At 61.5% G+C, this 21,620-nt stretch carries 18 protein-coding genes and 7 pseudogenes; 9 read left to right on the forward strand and 16 right to left on the reverse strand.

Annotated elements, in window-relative coordinates; all coding sequences use genetic code 11:
- Positions 1-7 precede the first annotated feature (7 nt).
- The 5 genes and pseudogenes from CCUG20998_RS29285 to CCUG20998_RS15135 form a co-directional block, all read right to left on the reverse strand.
- The gene (locus CCUG20998_RS29285; RefSeq protein ID WP_349732944.1) at positions 8-553 is read right to left on the reverse strand and encodes a recombinase zinc beta ribbon domain-containing protein; all 546 of its coding nucleotides are present in this window, start codon (positions 551-553) and stop codon (positions 8-10) included.
- A gap of 178 nt (positions 554-731) precedes the next feature.
- Positions 732-1,496: pseudogene (locus CCUG20998_RS29290) on the reverse strand (recombinase family protein); the annotation flags it as partial.
- A gap of 186 nt (positions 1,497-1,682) precedes the next feature.
- Positions 1,683-3,281 (reverse strand): annotated as a pseudogene (locus tag CCUG20998_RS15125) (replication initiator).
- Positions 3,278-4,715, reverse strand: a pseudogene (locus CCUG20998_RS15130) (FtsK/SpoIIIE domain-containing protein). The pseudogenes CCUG20998_RS15125 and CCUG20998_RS15130 overlap by 4 nt, the downstream one beginning before the upstream one ends.
- A gap of 97 nt (positions 4,716-4,812) precedes the next feature.
- Positions 4,813-5,157 carry an SCO3933 family regulatory protein gene (locus tag CCUG20998_RS15135; protein WP_036455726.1) on the reverse strand — a complete coding sequence of 115 codons (345 nt, stop codon included), beginning with the start codon at positions 5,155-5,157 and terminating at the stop codon, positions 4,813-4,815.
- A 273-nt stretch (positions 5,158-5,430) separates the two neighbouring features.
- Here CCUG20998_RS15135 and CCUG20998_RS15140 point away from each other — a divergent pair.
- Together CCUG20998_RS15140 and CCUG20998_RS15145 are read left to right on the forward strand one after the other, a co-directional pair.
- Positions 5,431-6,212: pseudogene (locus tag CCUG20998_RS15140) on the forward strand (helix-turn-helix domain-containing protein).
- A 17-nt stretch (positions 6,213-6,229) separates the two neighbouring features.
- Positions 6,230-6,697 carry an NUDIX domain-containing protein gene (locus CCUG20998_RS15145; protein WP_020729352.1) on the forward strand — a complete coding sequence of 156 codons (468 nt, stop codon included), beginning with the start codon at positions 6,230-6,232 and terminating at the stop codon, positions 6,695-6,697.
- 4 nt (positions 6,698-6,701) lie between these two features.
- On the opposite strand, the gene CCUG20998_RS15150 is transcribed toward CCUG20998_RS15145, so the two are convergent.
- Positions 6,702-7,241 carry an HD domain-containing protein gene (locus tag CCUG20998_RS15150; protein ID WP_036455727.1) on the reverse strand — a complete coding sequence of 180 codons (540 nt, stop codon included), beginning with the start codon at positions 7,239-7,241 and terminating at the stop codon, positions 6,702-6,704.
- A gap of 578 nt (positions 7,242-7,819) precedes the next feature.
- On the opposite strand from CCUG20998_RS15150, the gene CCUG20998_RS15155 reads away from it, so the two are divergent.
- The 5 genes from CCUG20998_RS15155 (at position 7,820) to CCUG20998_RS15175 (ending at position 13,302) form a co-directional block, all read left to right on the forward strand.
- Positions 7,820-8,860, forward strand: coding sequence for a hypothetical protein (locus tag CCUG20998_RS15155; protein ID WP_020729354.1), 1,041 nt, complete (start codon positions 7,820-7,822; stop codon positions 8,858-8,860).
- Positions 8,847-9,509: a hypothetical protein gene (locus CCUG20998_RS15160; protein ID WP_036455730.1), complete on the forward strand. Its 663-nt coding sequence runs from the start codon at positions 8,847-8,849 to the stop codon at positions 9,507-9,509. The genes CCUG20998_RS15155 and CCUG20998_RS15160 overlap by 14 nt, the downstream gene beginning before the upstream one ends.
- Positions 9,510-9,610: 101 nt before the next feature.
- Positions 9,611-10,081, forward strand: coding sequence for a hypothetical protein (locus CCUG20998_RS15165; protein ID WP_036455732.1), 471 nt, complete (start codon positions 9,611-9,613; stop codon positions 10,079-10,081).
- A gap of 531 nt (positions 10,082-10,612) precedes the next feature.
- Positions 10,613-12,220: an ATP-dependent nuclease gene (locus CCUG20998_RS15170; RefSeq protein WP_020729360.1), complete on the forward strand. Its 1,608-nt coding sequence runs from the start codon at positions 10,613-10,615 to the stop codon at positions 12,218-12,220.
- A gap of 92 nt (positions 12,221-12,312) precedes the next feature.
- Positions 12,313-13,302: a UvrD-helicase domain-containing protein gene (locus tag CCUG20998_RS15175; protein ID WP_161557092.1), complete on the forward strand. Its 990-nt coding sequence runs from the start codon at positions 12,313-12,315 to the stop codon at positions 13,300-13,302.
- A 74-nt stretch (positions 13,303-13,376) separates the two neighbouring features.
- Here CCUG20998_RS15175 and CCUG20998_RS15180 read toward each other — a convergent pair whose 3' ends face one another.
- The 3 genes from CCUG20998_RS15180 to CCUG20998_RS15190 all read right to left on the reverse strand — a co-directional run bounded on the left by CCUG20998_RS15180 (position 13,377) and on the right by CCUG20998_RS15190 (position 14,815).
- Positions 13,377-13,694 carry a hypothetical protein gene (locus CCUG20998_RS15180; RefSeq protein ID WP_142399691.1) on the reverse strand — a complete coding sequence of 106 codons (318 nt, stop codon included), beginning with the start codon at positions 13,692-13,694 and terminating at the stop codon, positions 13,377-13,379.
- A gap of 99 nt (positions 13,695-13,793) precedes the next feature.
- A complete protein-coding gene (locus CCUG20998_RS15185; protein ID WP_036455737.1) occupies positions 13,794-14,063 on the reverse strand; it encodes a hypothetical protein in 270 nt (89 codons plus the stop codon).
- Between the two features lie 191 nt (positions 14,064-14,254).
- The gene (locus CCUG20998_RS15190) at positions 14,255-14,815 is read right to left on the reverse strand and encodes a hypothetical protein (RefSeq protein WP_036455739.1); all 561 of its coding nucleotides are present in this window, start codon (positions 14,813-14,815) and stop codon (positions 14,255-14,257) included.
- A gap of 138 nt (positions 14,816-14,953) precedes the next feature.
- Between CCUG20998_RS15190 and CCUG20998_RS15195 the strand changes: the two genes are divergently transcribed.
- Entirely contained in the window at positions 14,954-16,477 is a 1,524-nt protein-coding gene (locus CCUG20998_RS15195; protein ID WP_020729365.1) for a hypothetical protein, read from the forward strand.
- Between the two features lie 324 nt (positions 16,478-16,801).
- Here the strand turns inward: CCUG20998_RS15195 and CCUG20998_RS15205 are convergent, their stop codons facing one another.
- The 5 genes and pseudogenes from CCUG20998_RS15205 to CCUG20998_RS15225 all read right to left on the reverse strand — a co-directional run.
- Complete coding sequence (locus CCUG20998_RS15205; protein ID WP_103654029.1) at positions 16,802-17,137, reverse strand: hypothetical protein; 336 nt, start codon at positions 17,135-17,137, stop codon at positions 16,802-16,804.
- Between the two features lie 717 nt (positions 17,138-17,854).
- Positions 17,855-18,039 (reverse strand): annotated as a pseudogene (locus tag CCUG20998_RS28510) (replication initiator); the annotation flags it as partial.
- 48 nt (positions 18,040-18,087) lie between these two features.
- The gene (locus CCUG20998_RS28950; protein ID WP_020729368.1) at positions 18,088-18,213 is read right to left on the reverse strand and encodes a hypothetical protein; all 126 of its coding nucleotides are present in this window, start codon (positions 18,211-18,213) and stop codon (positions 18,088-18,090) included.
- Complete coding sequence (locus CCUG20998_RS15220; protein WP_012394842.1) at positions 18,210-19,025, reverse strand: phthiotriol/phenolphthiotriol dimycocerosates methyltransferase; 816 nt, start codon at positions 19,023-19,025, stop codon at positions 18,210-18,212. Before CCUG20998_RS15220 ends, CCUG20998_RS28950 begins: the two co-directional genes overlap by 4 nt.
- Before the next feature lie 227 nt (positions 19,026-19,252).
- Positions 19,253-19,608 (reverse strand): annotated as a pseudogene (locus tag CCUG20998_RS15225) (integrase core domain-containing protein); the annotation flags it as partial.
- A gap of 80 nt (positions 19,609-19,688) precedes the next feature.
- On the opposite strand from CCUG20998_RS15225, the gene CCUG20998_RS15230 reads away from it, so the two are divergent.
- Positions 19,689-20,827 (forward strand): IS3 family transposase gene (locus tag CCUG20998_RS15230; RefSeq protein ID WP_099052738.1). Its coding sequence is split into 2 segments (ribosomal slippage): positions 19,689-19,959 and positions 19,959-20,827, totalling 1,140 coding nucleotides; the frame shifts between segments, so codons are not numbered across the junction.
- Positions 20,828-20,879: 52 nt separating this feature from the next.
- Here the strand turns inward: CCUG20998_RS15230 and CCUG20998_RS15235 are convergent.
- Positions 20,880-20,993, reverse strand: a pseudogene (locus CCUG20998_RS15235) (recombinase family protein); the annotation flags it as partial.
- A gap of 243 nt (positions 20,994-21,236) precedes the next feature.
- Positions 21,237-21,617, reverse strand: coding sequence for a hypothetical protein (locus tag CCUG20998_RS15240; RefSeq protein WP_050674716.1), 381 nt, complete (start codon positions 21,615-21,617; stop codon positions 21,237-21,239).
- Positions 21,618-21,620: the final 3 nt, after the last annotated feature.

Consider the following 21,620-nt stretch of genomic DNA (forward strand, 5'->3'; position numbering starts at 1 on the left):
ACACGACTCAGGTCGGCCGTCGCCTTGATTTGTCGCAGATGGGGATCGTAGTCAAGGCGGAGTCCCAGGCTCGCGTACACCTGTGCGCGTTCCGCCCCGGTTGCCTCACCAAGCACGGCTGACAGCCCGCCCAACTCCTCGACCAATTCGCTGATCTGCGCGGCAGACATGGCGCGCGGTCTTTCAGCTCGCTCGAGGCGGGCTGGCGCAGCAAGGCGGCGTACCCAGTTCCCGCTTCCGGGTCCGCATCCTGCCCGCATGCGAGGTCTTCCGGATCGGCCAGGGTGGCGATCCATTCGTAGAGTCGCGCTGTCACCTCGTCTTCACGGAGGTAGCCGGTGCGCGGGTGATCGCTGAGGTCTGCAGGTACAGAGCGCGACGTACCTAGTGCACAGCCGTAGAGGATGCGGGTCGTTCGCTTCCCGACAGGGGCGGCGCCCTGCATCCGCCGTCCACACGCCGCGCAGAACAGCAGCCCACGCAGCGCATAAGGCACCGTCGATTCTCTGCGGCAGGCCAGGACCGCGCCGCGCCTGTGTCCGAAGACGAACATCCTGACCCAATTCGTCCGGGATCAGCGCTTCGTGTGTGCGGTGGTCCGATGAGATCCAGTCGGTTCTGATCACGCCGCCGCATCTGTGTCTCGTACCCTGCGGCGACATCGTCAGGGTTGACGAGGACCTCGTATTTCTCCTGTTGCCCCGAACGCGGACCCTGGATATGTCGGGTTGTCGAGTATGGCGCGAATCGCCGAATGCGACCAACCGCTGCGGGTCACGGTGACGATTCCGCACCTGGTCATACTGGCTCGGTGGCGGCACACCATCGTCGGTGAGCTGTTGCGCGATGTAACGCAGACCCGTGCCGTCGGCATACATGCGGTAAACCCGCTCGACCACCGAAGATGTTGCAGGGTCGGGTTCGAGGCGGTGAAGCCGCTGCCCAAGACTTGCCTTGGCAGGGTTCGGGTGGGGGCCGCCATCGACGAGCCGATAACCGCAAGGCGGTCGACCACCGAGATATCTGTTCGTGTCCTGCGCGAGTGCTGACATCGCCGTACGGACCCGCATCTGTATTCGAGCGCGCTCCCCCTTGCTCATGCCGCCGAAAAGCGTCATCACTAGGTCGTGTGCCTCAGAGCCAGGATCGACCGCTCCGCCAACCTCGGGCACCCACAGGCCGACGCCGTAGTGCGTGGGCACGGGGAAAGTGAGCGCGAATTGCGGCCCGTAGAACGCACGGGCGGGTTCCCCAATCACCACGGCATCGAAGTCACGGCGACTAGACGAAACATCGGACAGAAGACGCGACGCCTCTGGTCGGCGCTTCCACGGCAACGAACGACTCTGGTCCACGTCGAAGTAGTCAACGGCGAGAACCCCGCCGTGAGGAGTGATTAGGTCTAATGCCCGCCGCTTCTGCCAGCTGCGGCTCGCCTCTGGGTCCTGAGCGTCCTCGGTGCTCACTCGGCCATAGAAGGCGAACCTGAGGCTCACGCCACTTCCCTCCCTGATCCAGAATTCCGCTCCTGCACAGCCAGTATGACGTGTACCAACGCGCGGTTGGTCTCGCGCAGAAGTCGGTAATCATCGGGCATATCGATTTCAACACTCCCCTCAGACATGGTTAACGCATCGTTTCGACCGCCACGCTCGGATCGAGGACGTCCGGTTCGGGACTTGTCAGTCATCGCGTCCCCAGGCTGAGTCCCATTGTTCTTCGCGGGCTTGGCGACGCGCTTCCAACAGTCCGGCACGGCGGGTGTCGATGCGTTGGAGCGCAGCGGCGTACACGAGAGTGCGGTCACCGAGCGTGGCGTGTCCGGCGCGGTCGAACTCCCACAGCGTGTCATCGCGTTCCTCGGTCGGATCGAGTAGCGAATGATATTGCGGTGAACAGTCTTTGGCGGCATGTTGTCGAGTCCAGGTGGCGCGGATGGCGCGGAGCGCGCCCATGGTGATGGAGTACTGGCGGGATTTGGTGGTGATATGTCCCCGGTAGCCCAGCGTGTGCAGCCGGCGCCCGATCCCTGCCAAGTCATCTATGCCGACGTTTTGAGCTTGATCTGCCAGTTTGGCGACGGTCGTCAGGATCGCCCGGACGTGGTCGGTGACGTCAAGGTCCGCGATGGCTTCTGCGGAGAGACGGCGAGCGGCGACACCGAAGTCGTGTAACCATTTGGTGACTTATTTGGCCAGGTATCCGGCGATGAGGCGCGGCGACGGCCCACGCATGCCCACGTCCGATTCTGATTCTGTCAGGAACGTGTGGTTTTGAGTCCCCACCGGCTGGGCATCGATCTGCGTGCCGAACCGGACCATCAGCGTCCCGGCATCATCACACGTGTTGGGGTTGTCGCATTGCCGGCTGGTGTCCGGGTGCTGGACTTTAAGGGTGACGGTGCGGGCAGCCTGCTGGATGAGAGTGGCGAGTTCGGCGGCAGATATCGGCGGCTCCCAGGTGGGGCCGGTTGCCGAATGGGACTCCCCACCACCACAAGTGGCGGCGGGGCCGTAATCATTGTGGTCACGTGAGCCGTCGGTGGCGGTACTGGCGTGGCCTTCGTGTGGGTCGAGGCGGATAAGGGCGTGAATGTGGGGTATGGCTCGGGCCTGCATTTCTACGACCTTGACGAAACTCGTTTTGACCGAGCTCGGGTCAACGCCCTGGCTTTTCAGGTGTTTGGTCAGATTGCGGCGTAAGCCGATGGTGAAGCGTCGCCACAGTTCGGGCAGGTGCCACGTGAACAGGACGTGCCCGGCGTAGTCGTAGCACTCAACACACAACGGCTGCCCTATTCGGGCGTCGGTATGTTCGTGGATAGCGTTGCACCACAGTGGTTTTCCGTGTGGGCACCGCTTATCACCACCCACCTTCTTGTAGTCCCGACATTTGCCCCCCGAACTGCTATGTACTCCACCAAAGCCGGGCGCGGTGAGCGTCATGAACACTTGCGGGCGAACGGCTACCTCCGGCGTGACGTTATGGCGGCCTCCGGTGGTCCCGGCGGCGACGAGTTGCCAGGTGTCGCGGGCGTACGGGTCTGAGCACGAGGGGCAGACGGTGGCCCGGCGGTTATTGCACCGCACCCACACGATTCTTTCGCTGCCGAATTCATCGGTACCGGTGAGTTGAATCGGGTTGGCGCAGTAACCGACTGATCCGGCTCGCCGCCACCAGGTGTCGAATCCTGGCGAGCAGGCGCGACGCAACATTTCGGTGATCACACGGTGGTCGTCGAAACCGTCGGAAACACCCGGCAATTGGACTGGACCGTTCATGGTTTGGCTTCGCCTGCGCCGTCGCTGACATTGCGCTCGGATTCCGTGCGATGACCGTCGGGTGGTGTGAAACGGTTGGCGAGATCGGCGATGTCGGGGTCGGTGACGTTGAACGCTCGGACCCGTTGCGGTTCAGCCGTCCCGTCGATCATCATGTAGCCCACACCAGGAGTTGCGTCGGGGATGAGGTCGCATTCCGCGCCCGCGTCGCGTGCGCCCTGCCCGAGTATCATTGCGTCTGGCTGGCTTCGGTCAGCCGTAGTCCGATGCGTACCGTGAACAGCTGTCGCACCGGCAACGTGTCTTTGGACGGGTCCTGAATCGCGGCAATCAGGCTGATGCCCACTGCCCGGCCCTGCGACAGCAGCAGCCCGAGGAGATGTTCGATCTCGGTGCGCGTTTTGCGGTCAGTGACGTACGCCGTGAGCGCCGCCAATTCGTCGATGATTACGACAACCAGCGGCTCCGACGGGGTTGGCGTGTGCAGGCGGGTGTGCCCTCGCAGGCGGTTTGCTCGCAAGTGCATGACCGCAGCCAATTTTCGGAGTAGTTCCAGGGTGTTATCGGCAGCGTCGTGAGAGAACACGGCGAAGAGGGGGGCCCCGGCGGCGAGCTCCATACCGCCCTTCGGGTCGATAACGCACAGCCGTACTTGTCCGGACCTTACGGACGGCGCGAGACCGGCGATGAGCGACCACAACACCGACCCTTTACCCGCTCCGGTGGCGCCCGCGACAAGCACGTGGTGACCGAGCACGGGGACAAACCACCATCGGTGCGTGTCGGTCATCCCAACCGCAACGGCCGCCAGGTTCACATTGCCGTTGGCCGCCCGCCGTGGCAGCGGAATAGGTTGAGCTAAAAAGTCGTAACGGGTGATCGTCATCCGCAGCTCGCCGGGCACAGTGGCACAGATGGTCAATCGATCTGCGCGCCACACCGCGGCGAGCTCGTGTACCCGCTTCTGCCAATCGTTGACCGACTGGCCTGTGACCACGCGCAGTCGACTGTGTCGCTGTGCTTGCCGATGCAGATCGAGCGCAGGCGCGGGGTCAGCGTACGGTCACGCTCGCAGTCGCGGGTCGTAAGGCCGTTGAGAGCGCACACCGACTCCCAATTGCGGGTGTAGCGCCACCACGCCAGGAATCGCTGCCGGACCGGCTGGGCAATCCAGGCATCGAAGGAACGTGCGTCAACTGCCGCCCATGTGCCGTAACCGGCGACGAGGGCGACGCCGGTGAGCATCCCGGCACCGAAGCCGTAACGCAGTGTCATTCCAAGACTGACGAACGTAGGGATGCTCAGGGCGGGGAAGAGGATCGCCAACCACAGAAGGCAGCCGACCGCTTTGATGCACCAGAACAGAGCGGCGAACCAGTCATCGTTGGATTTCTGTATTTCATTGCGGGACTCGTGGTTTGATGAGTCGAACATCGAAGTTCCTTTCCGAAAATTAGTCGACCGGCCGAGCTGCCCACCCGGACCTAACCGCGATAGCCGGGTAGGCAGCCCGCCGACTCGGTGCAGAGGGCTAGGTGTGGGCGGCAGAGCCAGGCGCCTTGGCTGGCGACCCGTCAGCCGTCTGCGTAATCGCTTCGGCGCGGTAGGCGATACCTGAGCGGCCGTCCTGTGACCACGGCACTGCGACCAAGCCCCTAACGGTGACGGCACGCCCAGCGGAAACCTGTGGCTCGCCGGCCACGGTGACCGAAATGACCTCGCCGCCCGACTCGTCGAGCGCCATGACTTGCACGAGCCACAGGGGCACGCCCGTGGCTTTGTCTATGCGGGGTCTTCCGGTGTCGAAATTCACCCGCTGTTCTGGTGCACGCGTGCATGTGAACGACACCCCAGTTGTGTCGATTCGCAACTTCATCGCTTCGTCCGTCCTAATCCTGATCGCGCCCGATCGAGCGCATGCCTCAGTTCACGGGGACAAATCGGACATCGCTATGGACATCGCCGGACATCTTGGACGTGGCCCGAGACATTTCCGACACGAACGGGCCATCGGCCGGACACGTCGGTGCAGATCGTTCGACCGGGGCGCCTCGCCTTCTTCGGCCGGTAGGCTGACGCGGTCAGGGCCGCGCAGACAGGAAGGGGCGGCCGCGGAGATCATGAATACGATTCGCGCCGTCGTCGGCTGATGATTCCGAACGAAGTGCTTAGGGATCGGATACGCGGCAAGAGTTTGTCCGATCGACGATTCGCCGACGCGGCCGGTGTGTCACTCAAGACCGTGCAGCGCTGGCTCGCGGACATCGATCACAAGGTTCGCGAAGACAACGCCCGCCGGGCCGCGGATGTACTTGGCTGCACTCCGCATGATCTATGGCCGCAGCAATACGCTCGATCTTCTCCGGACTTCCCCTCCGCCAACAGGGCCACGCCGTTCATGTCGACGGTGTATCCCACTCGTACACAGATGCCGATCAGCGTTTGGCAACAGCATTTCGCCAACCCGCAGCACCCAGTCGACATCCTGGTACTCGCCGCGACGTTCTTGTTCGACACCCTGGACGGCTTCGTCGACACACTCGTTGACGCGGCGGGTCGTGGTGTCGGCGCCCGAATGCTCGTCGGCGACCCCGACGGACCCAGCCTGACTCTTCGGGGGGGAAGAAGAGAACATCGGTGAAGCGGTCGTCGCCAGGTGCCGCAACCACCGTCGAGTTGCTCGCTTCGTGGGTGTCGACACCTGGGCTGCAGATCCGGACTCACCAAACGACTCTCTATTCGTCGATCTTCCGAGTGGACGACCGCATCGTCGTGAACATGCACATCTATGGCTCGCCGGGTCGCAGCAATCCGGTCATGGTGTTCACGCGATCCGATGAGCCCGGGCTTTGGACGACGTTCGAGCAGGCATTCGATCGAGTCTGGGACAACGCCAAACCGCTGACTGACCGAGGTCAATCTTTACCGTAGAAGGGGCTTATTTGCTCATGCGTACCGACTACTACGACGACCCCGACGCTCCTAGACCTAACAGCGTCGTTCCGTCCGCATCAGCCATCGTCACCGATGAACTCGGCCGCATTCTGCTGATCAAGCGGCGAGACAACGAACTTTGGGCACTACCTGGCGGCGGGCACGATATCGGGGAGACCATCGAACAGACGGCCATACGCGAGGTCAAAGAAGAAACCGGCCTCGACGTCGAGATCGTGTCACTCAGCGGTATCTACACCAATCCTGCGCATATGGTCGCTTTCTCCGACGGTGAAGTCCGCCAGCAGTTTTCGCTTTGCTTTACGACGCGGCAGACAGGTGGAACCTTGGCCATTGACCACGAGAGCACCGATATTGCGTGGACGAGCCGCGACGACATCGCGACGCTCAATATGCACCCATCGATGAGGCTTCGGATCAACCACTACCTCGAAGCCCGAACGACTCCCTACCTTGGATGACGGGTCACGAGACCCAGGCTCGGACCCGGTCGACAGCCGCCAGGAGGTCCCTGTGCGTGGAATCGACCGCCCGATGGACTGGGTCATCCGGTCCGTAGCGCTGCAGTACCTCGGGCAACCGGTCGCTCGGCGACACTGCCGACCCGTCGGGACCGGTCGTCAGATCGCAGAAGGTCAACGCATCCAGTAGCTGTTGCGGTGGCGCGGAGAACGCTGATATGCCGTTAATCCCACGTTCGCGTGCTTCGGCTGGCGCGCCCGAGTGGAAGGCGACCAAGGAGACCACCAGCTCGTCGAAGCCTTCCCGGCGCGCAAACGCGGCGCCGTCGACCGGGTGAAAGCCTGTGGACCGCACCGACGGCGCATAGCCGATGTCGTGCAACCATGCTGCCGCCACCAGGCAATCCCCACTGGCTGCGTCGAAATGCCCGCGGAGCCCGTCGGCAGTCGCTGCGACCCCACGCACATGTGTGAGCCGAGCCGGCAGGACCCTAAGTCGTGATTCCGCGGCGACCCGCGCCCGCGTCCGCTGCGGCGAACTCATAATGTCCACCCTAGCGATCCGGCGCTGATCGAGATGCTCGACGAAAGTGTGCGTCCACCGGAAGAGATCTCCCACGACGTTCCGCCTGGTCGCCGCGCAGACATCAGGCTTTTTGTTTCGGCGAACGCTCGTCGACAACCGAGACTGACACGCCGCCGATACGAAGACAAGCTAAAGATATGAGTGTCCGGACCGTCGTACAACTCGTCTACACGAAACGCGAGAGCGCGTGGTGAGAAGTGTCCCTGTTGATATGAAGAGTCGGGGTGATGGGAGGTGAATCCGTCTTTAAGCGGACTCATGCCATACACGCGCAGTTCCCCCTGACCGAGTTGCTGTATTGCCGGCCGCAAAGCACACAGCTTCGTGGTGGCGGCTCCCGTCCGCCGCCACCAAAGCCTGATGTCTGCGCGGCGACCAGTCAGAAGCCGCCGTGATCTGCGGTGTGAGAACTTTCTTTACTGGTATCAAGGCGCCGTGATGCAGCATGCACCACGAATTGATCTCAGATGGCAGGAACCTTCGCTGATCTGCTTGATCGGGGAACTTCAAGGTCCTTGGCTGCTTACGCTTGCACCGTGGCTGACCTGGACGTGATGATTTTCACCTTCACTGAGACCGAAGCCGAGGCCGTCAAGTCGCTCCTGCAGAAGTACCTCGACACGGGCCCGGCGGATTCGACGTTATGGAGAGCTGAGGTCCTGGGCGAACGGATCATCGTGGGGACCCTCGCCGACGACCGAACCGTACGAATCGAACACAAGTCGCTGCGGGCCCAAGGCAATGTCACCGCGGCGGGTGAGCTCACTCGCGCCGCCTACGACGATGAGAAGGTACACGGGGAGTTCGCGGACTACTACATCTTCTACGCCTGTTGCGGAGCGCTCGACGGGAAACTAATTGGCCAGATCTTCCGCATTTCGAGCGTCTCGTACATGTCGCTGGGCTCCGTCAAGAGACATCACGGCCAGGTCGTTGACGCCACCACACCCAAGCAGGACGCCACACTCAGGCAGGTAGCCGAGCTGACGGAGCATGGAGCCGACCCGCTGCTCGTCAAGCAGCGCCCTCCGGCTGCGGTCGGCACGACGATGCATGCGCCGATCGACGCCGTCACCGAGACGGTGAAGCTGAAGAACAAGTGGATCGTGCGAACGTACCCAGGCGAGCAGCCGCCACTGGGTTCGATCGAGCTGCCTACGGGATCACCAACCGCACCAGGACGTCTTCGACTTCTGGATCTTCCTGACGCCTCTGTACTGGCTACAGACAAGGTCATCGAAATCCCGCCGGCGAAGACTGCACCCACCCCCAGACGAACCCCACCGGATGGCCCGATCTTCAACGCTGGGGAATGGACATACGGCGAGACCCTGGCCCACTGCAGGGAGTATGTGAAAGGCAACGTCCTGATTGATATGGAGACGTTCGGAATCGCCTCCGCGATGGAGGCGCTACGTCTAGAGAACAATGTGCTCGTATTGCGCGTCGTCACCGACGCTCTGACCAACAAGGCTGACCAGCCCGATTACGACCAGCTCGCCCTCCTTCAGCGTCAGCTTCCCGCACTAGATGAGGTGCTAGCGATTATCATGGGAACCACTGATGACGCCGGATGACACGCTTGACGCCCAGGTCCGCCGTATGCGGGCAGGCATTGTTTACGCCCCGAGCAGCGACGACTCGGGGTCATGGTGGCCTGTGCTGGCTTCCATCGTGTCGATGGCAGCCGCCGAGATGGAAAACCAGACCGATCGGCTGAACCGGTTCTCGATGCCGCTCCTGCCCACGGACAGCTCCGATGTGCGGGCGAACGCGACGGGGTCAGCCCAGCGTTTCCTCAGCCAGCTCCGTTCCGACTATCGGCGAGTCGCCCTCCCAAGGGTGAGCCTCGCTGAAGTGGAACGGATGAGGAACTGGGGCAAGTGGGCCGACGAACTCAAGAAGGCCAACATCAACAACTGCTCAGTCGCGATCCTCGCCGTGGGCCAGTATCTGGCCTCCGACCGATCGGGAAACCTTTGGATCGCTTTGGACCCATGGATCTCCGACACAGATTTCTCCAACGAAATGTGGTGGTACGTAAGCATGTTCGGCGAGGTCATCGGGCCAGTGGTCCAACTAGCACTTAATGGCACCGACGAGCTCGACGAGCTTCCGAAGTGGGCCGGTGAGGTTGGGGATGAGTGGTGCAAACGGTTCCTGAAGGCTGGCGCCCACGAGCTGCGATCGGACGAGCAACCCGTCGCGGCGCACTCCTACGCGTAGGTAACCACTCCACGCTGCAGCTTGCAGGCGCTTAAAGACGCCCAAACTCCTAGCGCGGGTCCAATCCGTGGCAGACGAGATCACACCGGGATGGCGCAACCATGGGGAACGGCAGTGACGATCTACAGAAACACATCAGTGACTTTATCGTTGCAGTCCACGGTTTCCTGGCAAGGAATGATGTGCTAGAGCATCGCAGGTCCGGGATCGCGATGCCGAAGGCATTCGACATGGAGGACTTTCGACGGTGGGCGCGCGAATACGTCGGAACATTAGATCCGGCGGTCGCCGCGTGGCACGAACCGCTAGAAACGAACGCCGCCGCAATCCTCGAGTTGACAAGCGATGCGCGCCTCACCGAGCCCGTCCGCAAGTTGAGGCTGCTCATAGAGCAGAACGTTGCCGCTAATCGCATGGTGTACGCCGAGGCCGAGAACGCCGCGGACCTCATCGATGCCGTCAAATTGGCAGCGAAAGCGCTGAAAACCCTTGGAGTAGAAAGCCAAACACGCTTAGTGCATATCAGGACCGCTTTGCAGGAACTGAAAACCGTAGTAGAGACTCCACGATGAGCGGCGTGCGCAGGCGGGTGGACAGGGATTTGGCTCACAATTGAACACCGGTGACACCAGTGGCCCTGCATATTCGATTCCGTCGTATTCGTTGCGCTGTTGTTGCGAACACCGCGGAAGTCGGTGGCGGTGGTGTGCGCCCTATCGGTGTGGCTCGGGATCTGCATGTATGGGCGAGTTTGTTGGAGCGACATCGCCTGGAGCCTCCGGCGTAAGACTGCTCCAGAGTCGGCGCTGCGACCTGACAGCCACATAGCCCGCGCTCACGCTTTCCAGCGCCGCGTCTTGACGCTGGCACCGACCGCCAACTGGGCCACCGGCAAATTCTCTTTTCTTCCATCCGCGTCATCGACGGGTCTGGTATGTCGCGAGCCGGCGCGTTCCACATGCGGCCCGCTTCTCTGTCCCGACTTAATAGGTGTGTCAAAACGTATCCGTTTGCTGCGCGCTTGAGATAACCTCCTCAACAACCACCACGGCTTCATGGCGATTACTTCAATTGATAGGGCGGAATGAGATGATGGACATCATATGATTACCCGTGTTGTTATTAATAGCTACCGCCTTTTCGACAACTTCGACTGGGAGCCAAATCTCGGTACGAATATCATTGTGGGTGATAATGAGGCTGGTAAGTCCACGCTGCTCGAGGCCATTGCGCTGGCACTTACTGGAAGACTGAATGGCAGGTGGGCTCAAGAGGAGTTGAACCCTTACTGGTTCAATCAAGAACAGGTTAAGCGGTACTTCGATTCGCTCAGCACTACCTCACCGTTACACCCGCCCGAGATCCTCATCGAGCTGTATCTGACGAATGACGATGACAATCTGCAGCCACTCTTAGGTGTCCATAATTCACGTCAAGATAAGTTGCCGGGCGTCCGGATCCATATATTCCCTTCGGCCGAATATGCAGAAGAGTTCGCGGACTACATGAAGGCCGACGACCGCCCCGACATACTGCCGACGGAGTGGTACACCGTGGAGTGGAAGAACTTCTGCGATGAAAAGCTCACACGGCGACCCAAGCACCTCGGTGTTGCAGTCGTTGACTCGCGCACGATCCGATCAACGGCCGGCGTCGACTATCACACCCGCGAGATGCTCTCCGACTTCATTGAGCCCAAGGAGCGCGCTGCCGTCGCGATTGCACACCGAAGCGCTCGTCACGTCATCAGCACCCAGACGCTCGCTCCGGTGAACGAGCGAATCGCCGAGAAGAATAAGACGTTGCACGACAAGGCAATTGGACTGCACATGGATCAGTCCGCGAACGCGTCTTGGGAGAACAGCATCGTCCCACAGGTCGCCGACGTCCCGTTTGTGATGGCAGGTCAGGGGCAACAAGCCTCGATCAAGGTGGCGCTGGCTATGAGCCGATCCGCCGAGACGACAGCGTATGCACTGGTTGAGGAACCCGAGAATCATCTATCCCATACGAGTCTCACCAAGCTCGTATCACGTATCGAAGAGCTTGCCGGGAGTCGACAGATCTTCCTGACCACGCACAGCTCATTCGTCCTGAACCGACTTGGGCTCGATAAATTAGTGCTATTGCACCGCGGTACGAAGGCGGCCATCGAGGCCCTTCCTCCTGACACTGTGAAGTACTTCAAACGCCTCTCTGGTTACGACACCATGCGCCTCGTACTTGCCGACAAGGTTGTATTGGTCGAAGGCCCGTCCGACGAAATGGTTTTCGAAAAAGCATTCCGCGCCAAGCATGATGGCAAACGTCCAATGGAACTTGGCGTCGACGTCATCTCGATGGCGGGTGTCTCTCTCAAGCGCGGTCTGCAGCTCTGCGCAGCGTTGAAACGGCAGATTGCAGCAATCCGTGATAACGATGGGAAGCCTGCCGACCATTGGCGTAAGCCGCTCGAGGGGTTGCTAGAGGCCGGCGTACGCGAGGTGTTCATCGGCGATCCGGCCGATGGGAGAACGCTTGAACCGCAGCTACTGAAGCTGAACGACGAGACGACGCTTCGGTCCCTCCTTGATATCACGGACGACGATAACGACACCGTCGAGTGGATGTCTTCTCACAAGACGGAATGGGCGCTCACGCTCGATGAATCGGATGATGTGGAACTCGAATATCCTCAATACCTCAAGGATGCAGTCGATTTCGTGTCATGAATACTGCCACGCTTGCGGTCGCAGGATCGCGGAAGACACAGTCGATCGTCGACGCGTGTGCGACCGGTCCCGCTGGCCGACGACGCCTGGTTTTGACGTACACCCTAACTGGACAGCGAGACCTTGAGCGCCGCCTCAGCGCTGCTTGTAATCCGACAAATCTTCCAGAGGTCTCGGGGTGGTACGCCTTCCTGCTTCGCCACTGGATCCGTCCATTTCTGCCGCTCAAGTATCCAGGACGGCGGCTGGCCGGACTAAATTTCGAAGGGGTGCCTGCGAGTCGACCCGATGGCGTTGTCATCGCCTCCGGAGCCGCTCGCTATTTAGATGCGGAATCGCGTGCCTACAGACGGTTTCTGTCGAAGCTGGCTGTCGATGTGGCGAAAGCGGCTGAGGGAACGGTCATTACACGCCTGCAACGAATCTATGACGAGATCTATGTGGATGAAGTTCAGGACATGACAGGCTACGACCTCGATATGCTCGAACAACTGCTCAAATCGACGAGCACGATCCACCTCGTCGGCGACCTTCGTCAGTCGGTGTTCGACACCAACCCTCAAGATCCCCGACTGCCGGAATTCCGCGGCCTAAAGATGATCAATTGGTTCCGACAACAGGAGGAGTCTGGCCGCCTACAGATCAAGTTCTCATCGACCACCTGGCGCTCCGTCCAATCGGTAGCCACCTTTGCCGATTCACTTTTTGATGCTTCTTGGGGTTTCGGGGCAACCGTCTCCGCGCAGACGGCAACGTCCGATCATGACGGTGTCTTCGTGGTTGCACCTGAGCATCTGGGTGCTTATCTGGACCGCTACAAGCCGGTATGCCTGCGGCAAACAGTAGCGACGCCTGTCCCGGGTGGTGTTAGCGCGACCAACTTTGGGATCTCGAAGGGGCTAACGCACGAACGCGTTCTCATCTTCCCGACCGGACCGATGAAGACCTTCCTCAAGCACGGCAGGCTGCTCGCGCCTCGCTCGGCGTGCGGTCTCTACGTCGGGGTGACGCGCGCTGTCTTCAGTGTCGCGTTCGTGGTGGAAAAGCCCGACAAAAGTGGCCTCCAAGTATGGCAGCCCTAAAACCGGGACCGACCCATATGCAGGCCGATGACCCTTGCGGCCCAGCAGAGCCGGAACAGACGAGTGCGTTGAACTTAGTGGGATCCACGCAGGCGCTGCTCCAAGGACGACCAGTAGCGGTACCCGTCAAACCACTCCCCGATCGTGTCCAGATCGAACTCCGAAGAGTCGGCCCGGCGGCCCCACCGGTAGCCGTCCATCGCCTGGTGGTACTCAAGGTGGTGCGGACTGCATACCGGCACGATCGGCCATTCGTCGCTGTCGGGGAACCGCGACTTCGGTGCTAGCCGCAGTAGATGAGTACCGGGCTGACCGCATCTGTAGATCAGGCACGGCATCGGCTCCGGCACGGCGGCAGGTAGATCGCCCCGATCCCACTGGAACCCGCTCATCTTCTGATGCCAGGCCGTGTGATGGGGCTTGCAGAGCCGGAGGTAGGGCCACCGATCGGCCTCGCGGAATCCGAACACATTCCGGGGTGCAAAGTGGTGCTACTCGTAGCCCATTGTCGTACAGCCCTGGACCACGCACACTGGAATGCCGTCGATCCCGGACTCGAAGTACTCCACTCGCTTGCCGCGTTCGATCAGGTCGTTGAACGCTTTGGCGCTCAGGTGTCGGATGCGGCGCCCGCAGTCCGCGCAGCACAGGTCGTAAGTCGGCACCCCGCTGCGCTTCGTGCGGCGTCCGAGGAAGACCGTCGCCTCATCCTGGTCCCGGCTTGTGGCCGCGGGCAGGACGGTCGTGTCCCGACGTGACACCCGCGCTGGAACATGCAGTAAGGCCGATCGCCGGCGGCGGACAGGCAGAAATCCGGGCAGGTCACTTGAGCGAGGACCAGACGATCGCGGAACCACTCACCTCATCCACTATGGCACGAGTCCATCCTGACCAGCGCCTCCCGCACTGGGCTGCCCGTGGGCATTTACACGTGGCGGCTCCGCCGGAGTGCTTACACCTGAATCGGCGTGTGGTTTGCTGCGTTCAGTGCCGCGAACAGCTTGATCTGTCGGCGCATCGACATCGGCTGCCGCTCGATCGCCGCCAGGCCGTCCAGCAGCACGTTCATGTGCCCGAGCACTTTCTCCAGCCACGGCCTCAGCACGTTGCACTTGATCTCGTCGACGTGCGGGATGAAAGCAGTGTCGTTCCTTGGTGGGTGGTGCGCTACTGCGAGCGCCGCGAGAGCGCTATCGATGGACTTGATGACCACCGCGATCTGCTCGGGCCTGGGCACCATGAACCGGTGCTTGTTCGCGGTTAGATACGTTTGTAGTTCGTCTAGATCTGCCTCTACGGGGCTTCCGGGAAGTAGGCCTCGATCCACGTTGTCGACTGCTCGCACTAAACGGAACTGCGAATGGAGCCGCCGTCGCAGTTCAATACGCAGAGCTGCCTGGCGTTCACTGAAAGGAGCGCTCCTCGCATTGTCATTGGCGCGGGTGGTCAGCCAGATACCGAAAGCGGTCATGACCAGGCCCAAGACGGTTGAGATGACGGTGAACGTGTTCATGTTGCGGAGTGTACGGAGGCAGCGTGCACGCACCCGACGTGTGAAACGACCACGGTAGTCCGACGCCCAAAATTGGACATCTCATCAATCGATAACGTTGCGATGTCAGCCACGACGCAAATCGGAAGGCCACAACACATGCCAAGAGAAGAGGTCGAGCTCGTGCTTCCAAGCGTCCTCTTCGGAGGGGATTTGCGCGGCTTCCTCGATTACCTGGGACTGCATGGCCGGTCGCTCGGCAGCGACCGATGGGCCGTCTGGCCGAACAACGACAAGGTGTTCATCAGCCATTACGGCCTGGCCGACGACACCGAATTCGTCAACCGCTTCGACCACTTGAAGAACATGCCGTTGGCATCCCCACACCTCGACGACCCCGATACCGTGGCCCGCTTCGCCGAGATGGAGAAACAGCTTGCCGAGCGCATGTCTGGGGGATCAGACATCGCCGCACTCTTTCGTGGCATCCAGGCGAATATCATGAAATGCGCGACCCACGAGGAGCTGATCGCAACAGTCGAGCAGATGTGCGCGACCCTCGCAGTACTCCCGTTCGAATCAACCAACGAACTCTTGTTTGCCGGCCTATCCGCTCACTTGGTAATTGCAACAGACCTGCTCATTCATCGAGTTCGATTGCCTGCCATACTGTTCCGCTTCGATCAAGACCCCGATGCCATGAACACAATCGCCAGTCTCGGCGACGAAGGCGGGTACTTCGCGTCCTCGACAAAGTGGTTCCATGACATCATCAGCGCATCCCACTACTTCGGCCCGCTGCTCGGCTGCCTTGCTCCGGGCTTCTGGTGCATCCCGACGGGACGTCCGCCGGCTGCGATCCTCTTCTCCTTGGGAACCGGGATCGCAGGATATCGGCACACGCCGATGGAACCGATGCAGTTACTGCCTGCCGAAGGCAAAGACGAGCCTGTGCCGATCGAGAATCCGACCCCAGAATCATGCCGGGTCGCAATTTCATGGTGGACCAACCGCCTCAACCAAATGTTCGGATATCTCTGCGACCCAACAGCTTTCAGCAACAAGCATGGTATCTACGACCCTTATGAGCACCAACACTGGCTGCTTACATTCGGCCAAGTCTTCGAACTTACTACCGCGATACAAACCTTAAGCCGCAACTATGCCGCACAGCGCGCATTGATGAATACGCTGCTCGACAGTTACGCGGACAGAATTATCGACTGCGATTTCGAGAAGCTCTGCACATACGACCACGCGAAGGCAACGGCCGAGCATGTGCGATCCAAGATGCCAGAATCCGTTGCAGCGCTTCTTATGCCACTTGTCGATAGGGCAGTCGAGGGTCTTCGTCGAGTACAGGACGGATTCTTCTTCCGGGAGCAACGCGGCGACAGGAACGTGGTCACATGGATTCCCGGCAGCAATCGTGGACACCACCGCGAACCGCCACGAGCAGCAGCGATCCTACTGAAGCTGTACCGAAACGCCACACATGGCTTCGGCGGCATTCGGCGACCGCAGAGTGACAAGGACCTGATCGCCGAGCGACTGCTCGCACACCACACAGGCGAGACACCAGACGACTTGGTTTTTCTGCCCTTCCTGTACCTCCTCGACACCTTGTGCGCACCCGCTAGAGTCCGTGAAACGATCGTGAAGCGAGCTCGCATCAGAGACTAAGCGTGCAGTATCACCCGGTTGGCGCGGACGAGCGTTTGCCTGCGTCGAAACCCCATGGTCGATTATGAGCGCACCATCAGGCGTTTGAGTGGGTAAAGGTACCGTGAAATCCCCACGGGATGTGGTGGCGCAACCACACTGGCGAGCCGAGATTGACCTGACCGGTCATGCGGCGAACGTCATGCCATGGGCTGTCGAATCGGACGAGTTCGACGGCACCGTTGCAAACGCCCGAGCCGCCGCCGCGTACCGGCGAACACATGCGGCACGACGTGTTTCTGCCCGACGATCTCGCACATGTGGGGACGATGGCCCGCACGGCGGTCAACCACCCAGTTCAAAGACCTCAATCCGTGTCGTAGGTGGACAAGTCCCCCCTCGGACACATCCGGCGACACGACTCAGGTCGGCCGTCACCTTGACCCGTCGCAGGTAGGGGTCGTAGTCAAGACGCAAACCTAGGCTTGCGTACACCTGTGCCCTTTCCGCCCCGGTCGCCTGACCAAGCACGGCTGACAGGCCGCCCAACTCCTCGACCAATTCGCTGATCTGCGCGGCAGACATGGCGCGCGGCCTTTCAGCTCGCTCAAGGCGAGCCTTCAGCTCGTCGCGCTCCGCCGTGCGGCGACGCAGTGCAGCGGTCAAGTCCTCCACGGCCACACCTAGACTCTAGGGCGGTAACCAAAGCAGCAACCTTGGCATTCGCCTCGCGAAGCTGGCGTTGCATGCCGGCGTAGCCAGTACCGGCTGCCGGGTCGACGTCCTGCCCGCGTGCGAGGTCTTCCGGATTGGCCAAGGTGGCGATCCATTCATCAAGTCGCGCAGTCACCTCGTCTTCACGAACCATCAACTGACCAGCGAACACATTGGTACGAGCGTTAGCGTGAGACACAAGGACCTCCTACGGGTGAATGCCAGACACATCCACTCCGTCAGGAGGCCCTCCCACTTTCAAAGAGCACGCCGTTAACAAACCTCCCGGATCACGACAACTGGGAGATGCGACGCTTCGGGCCTCCGCTTCCACGGCAGCGAACGGCTTTGTCCCACATCGAAGTAATCACCGATGAGGACCCCGCCATGCGGAGTGATCAGGTCGACGGCCCGCCGTTTCTGCCAGCTTCGACTCGCCTCTGGGGCTTGAGCGTCCTCCGTGCTCACTCGCCCATAGAAGGCGAACCTCAGACTCACGCCACTCCCCTCCCTGATCCAAACATCCGGTCCCGTACAGCCAGTATGACCTGCATCAGCGCACGGTCGGCGTCCTGCGGAAGGCAATAGTTCTCGGGTACAACCATTTCAACACCTCCGTCCGACACGGCCGATGCGGCGATTCGACCGTCACAATCGGTGCTAGCACCGGCTGCTCGGGAACTGTCAGCCATCGCCGCCGTTGGGCGGATCTGTCTGTTGGCTGGGGCCTTGGCGACGGGCTTCCACCAGTCCTACGCGGCGGGTATGGATGCGTTGCAGGGCAGCGACGTAAATGAGGGTGCGGTCGCCGGGGCGGGTGGGGAGCCGGCATGGTCAAACTCCCACGCCACCAGCTCATCGCCATCGGCACAGCCGAAATCGAGCACAACGTCTCTCGCGTAGCCCGCAGCCGTTCGCTAGAGCGGCCGGCCGGGACATCCGTGCGCCGACCCGCTCTGGGCGACACGTTCGGCGGTCAACGTACCGGAGAAGCCGGTGGCGCCGTATACGACAATGCCGAACTCGCGCTCAGCTGGGTTCATCGGGACGCCGCGAAATCCTTGGTGAAGCAGTACATCCGGTACGAGAGTTCCCCGCCTTCCAGGTAGCGGGACAGCTGCCTGCCTACCGCGCGGTCCGCGAAACGCAGGAAGGCTGGCAGATTGCGATCGACCAGCACCCGTGACGTGTGTGAATTCTTCTCGATACCGCGCACCACCTCGGCATTGATTTCCCGTTGCGAGAGTTGCCGCAGCGGGCTGCCGGCCAGGTCAGCCTCCCATTCGGCGATCTCATTGCTGGGGCGCAGGTCGGTGTACAGGAGGTATCCTCCCGGGCGCAGGACGCGCACTACCTCGGCGAGGAAACGACTAAAGTGCGGGTAGCAATGCGAGGCTTCGACATTGAGTACCACGTCGAAGGATTCGTCCTCGAAGGGCAGGTTTTCGGCGTCGCCCCGCACGAAATCCAAACCGGGGAGGTTGTGTCGTCGCTGGCACAGCTTGATGCCGGCCCGGTTCAAGTCCAGCCCCGTGTAGGAGGCCGGATGCAGGGTGCGCGTGAGGTAGGAGGCTCCGCCGCCGTGGCCGCAACTGACCTCCAAGACCCGCTTGCCGCTCAGCTCCACGTGGGTGGCCGTGCGGTGGTACATGTTGATGTGGTCTCGGTTGGGCTCGTCGGATACCTCCAACGTCAGGTCTATCGGCGGATCTTCCTCATAGGCCCAATTGAGGAATGCAATTTTGTCGGCACCGAGCCCGCGCGTCATCAGCGGGTACCAGTACCGCCAAACTCTCTTGTAGATCGAGGTGCTTCCCATGCGGGCGAGGAGGCGGTGGGCGGGGCTGAAGGCCATAGGCAGAAAGTATGGCAGACACCAGACATGAAAGCGCTCAAATACATCCCAAACCGGCCTGCGAGGCCGGAGGTGGTAAAAGCCGCCGATTCCGAAGCGCCGATCAAAGTCTCGATCGAATGCCGACGTGCGGAAATTGAGAACCACTCGGTTCTGCCGCGCCGGATCGCCGCGGTAAGCGCTGTGACCGGACCCCATTGAATTGATCCACGGCGAACGAGAGTCGTTCATTGGTGTTTACAGGTGGCAGCGTAGTCGGCGGGGGCTTGGTATCCCAGGGCTGAGCGGCGGCAGTGTCGGATGTAGTCGTGTTTCCAGTCGCTGATGACCACCCAGCCTGGGGCAGGGACCAGAAGTTGTTGATGTTGAGGCATTCGTCACGGATGCGGGAGTTGAATGATTCGACGTAGCCGTTTCGCCAGGGCTCACCGGGTGGGATGAAGTGCGGGCCGACATGTTCGTTGGCCCAGTCGGCCATTGCTGCACAGGCTAATTCGGGTCCGTTGTCGCATCAGAGTACGGCCGGGTAGGTGCCGCGCTGGGCGGCGATGCGGTCGAGTTCGTCGATGAGGTCATCGCCGGTGTGAGGTGGGCCCGTCGTAATGGTCCAGTCGTTGTGCGGCTCTGTTGCCCGGTGTTCGGGCAGGAAGAATCAGCGACGACATGGCATTGAACAGGCGCCGGCGCCATACGCCGGATCAGATCATTCGCAAGCTCGCCGAGGGCAACAAACTCCTTGCGTCGGGCCAGGAACTCAACGAGGTGTGCCGACACCTGGAAATCGCTGAGTCGACGTGGCATCGCTGGCTTGCCCAGTACGGCGGCATGAAAGCCAACGACGCCAAACGGCTCAAAGAACTCGAGGCGGAAAACGCCCGGTTGAAGAAGCTGGTGGCCAACCAGGCCCTCGACATTGACATGCTGCGGGAGATTTCGGCGGGAAACTTCTGACCCCGAACCGCAAGCGCCGCGCCGTGATGGTGCTGCGCGAACGGTTCGGGGTGTCTGAGCGCCGAGCCTGCACGGTCGTGGGCATCCACCGTTCTACGATGCGCCTGACGCCGCGACCGGTCACCGCTGAGGAAGCCGAGTTGCGTGTTTGGCTGCGCCGATTCTCCACGGGCCGGCCTCGCTGGGGGTGGCGACGGGCAGCCAAGATGGCGCGGCGGGCCGGCTGGAAGGTCAACAACAAGCGCATCCGCCGGCTGTGGCGCGAGGAGAGCCTGCGGGTCCCGCAGCGCCGCAAGAAGAAGCGTCTGACCGGCATTGGTGTCGCCGTTGGCGCGATGTCACCGATTCGTCCGAACGTCATCTGGGCGATGGACTTCCAGTTCGACACGACCGCCGATGGCCGCATTGTGAAGATGTTGAACGTGATCGACGAGTTCACCCGCGAAGCACTGGCGATCAACGTCGATCGCTGCATCGACGCCGACGGCGTCGTCGGGGTCTTGGACCGCCTCGCCCGCCAGCGAGGCGCGCCGGCCTACGTGCGCTTCGACAACGGCCCCGAGTTCGTGGCCCGGGCCGTCAAGGATTGGTGCCGGTTCAACTGCGCCGGTTCGCTCTTCATCGATCCCGGCTCGCCGTGGCAGAACGCCTGGATCGAGTCGTTCAACGGCCGGCTACGCGACGAACTGCTCAACGCGTGGCGTTTCGACTCGCTGCTGGAAGCCCGCGTGATCATCGAAGACTGGCGCTGCGACTACAACGCCAACAGACCCCACTCCGCCCACGGTGAACTCACCCCAACCGAGTTCGCCCTACAGTGGACCACGACCCACCAACCCCAAGCCGTATAGCGACTGGACCACCAAACCCGGTGCAAACCCGTTGTCCCCCTCAGCCTTTGGCCGATCCGCAGAGCTTGTCGGTGAAGACGCGTTCCGCGTCCACACCGGCGCCGGTGAGCGCGGTGAGCTGGCCGTCGAGGTCTTGGCCAGCTGTGCTGACCCGTGCATAGCCCATCGCGTCATGAAATGGACCGTCTCGCTAGAGGTACCGACAGCGAGGATATGAGACGCGCGGTGTGAAACAGGAAACAAGACATCGCGACCTGGGCCGATAGGTCGGCGAAGTGGTGCTGGGGTGGGTGTCTCTTTTCATGAGACACAGAACGACCGGCGCGTTAGCCGTCGACAGGTCGCCGGCTGGTTCCCGGCGTTCCCCGATCGTGTCCTCGTTGGCTTCTTCTGGTGAGCGGTGTGTCGGTCAGTGCCGGCGGCGGTGGCGGATCGCTTCGCGCATCTCTTCCCGGGTTATGTCGGGGTCACGGGGACCGGTGTCGGGGTGCAGGACCCTTTCTTCGCGCATGATTTCCCGTTGGACCTCTTTGTCACTGGAGTGAATCGGCGCGTCGGCCGCCGGTCGATCGTCAGGATAGTCGGCGTCGAAGGCGAGGACCCCATCCTCTGTCGCCGCCGGTTGGGTGTCGCGCTGCTGTCGTGCGCGTAGCATGTCGGCGGCCAGCAGCACCAACCCGATCACGCCCGCGCCGATGCAGACCCAGGCGATGAGTTCGGTGTCGGTGACGACCGCGGTCATCAGTGCGGCCAGGGCGATGATGGCCATCACCAGTGCGATGATTGGCATCGG

The sequence above is a fragment of the Mycobacterium marinum genome (assembly GCF_003391395.1).
Taxonomy (GTDB): domain Bacteria; phylum Actinomycetota; class Actinomycetes; order Mycobacteriales; family Mycobacteriaceae; genus Mycobacterium; species Mycobacterium marinum.

Excerpts from the sequence above, each read along its gene's own strand:
- CCUG20998_RS15150 (WP_036455727.1), bottom strand. The coding sequence starts at position 7,241 with ATGAGTTCGCCGCAGCGGACGCGGGCGCGGGTCGCCGCGGAATCACGA.
- CCUG20998_RS15240 (WP_050674716.1), bottom strand. The coding sequence starts at position 21,617 with ATGCCAATCATCGCACTGGTGATGGCCATCATCGCCCTGGCCGCACTG.
- CCUG20998_RS28950 (WP_020729368.1), bottom strand. The coding sequence starts at position 18,213 with ATGAACCCAGCTGAGCGCGAGTTCGGCATTGTCGTATACGGCGCCACC.
- CCUG20998_RS15135 (WP_036455726.1), bottom strand. The coding sequence starts at position 5,157 with ATGAAGTTGCGAATCGACACAACTGGGGTGTCGTTCACATGCACGCGT.
- CCUG20998_RS15165 (WP_036455732.1), top strand. The coding sequence starts at position 9,611 with ATGGGGAACGGCAGTGACGATCTACAGAAACACATCAGTGACTTTATC.
- CCUG20998_RS29285 (WP_349732944.1), bottom strand. The coding sequence starts at position 553 with ATGTTCGTCTTCGGACACAGGCGCGGCGCGGTCCTGGCCTGCCGCAGA.
- CCUG20998_RS15170 (WP_020729360.1), top strand. The coding sequence starts at position 10,613 with ATGATTACCCGTGTTGTTATTAATAGCTACCGCCTTTTCGACAACTTC.
- CCUG20998_RS15195 (WP_020729365.1), top strand. The coding sequence starts at position 14,954 with ATGCCAAGAGAAGAGGTCGAGCTCGTGCTTCCAAGCGTCCTCTTCGGA.
- CCUG20998_RS15190 (WP_036455739.1), bottom strand. The coding sequence starts at position 14,815 with ATGAACACGTTCACCGTCATCTCAACCGTCTTGGGCCTGGTCATGACC.
- CCUG20998_RS15220 (WP_012394842.1), bottom strand. The coding sequence starts at position 19,025 with ATGGCCTTCAGCCCCGCCCACCGCCTCCTCGCCCGCATGGGAAGCACC.
- CCUG20998_RS15145 (WP_020729352.1), top strand. The coding sequence starts at position 6,230 with ATGCGTACCGACTACTACGACGACCCCGACGCTCCTAGACCTAACAGC.
- CCUG20998_RS15180 (WP_142399691.1), bottom strand. The coding sequence starts at position 13,694 with ATGAGCGGGTTCCAGTGGGATCGGGGCGATCTACCTGCCGCCGTGCCG.
- CCUG20998_RS15160 (WP_036455730.1), top strand. The coding sequence starts at position 8,847 with ATGACGCCGGATGACACGCTTGACGCCCAGGTCCGCCGTATGCGGGCA.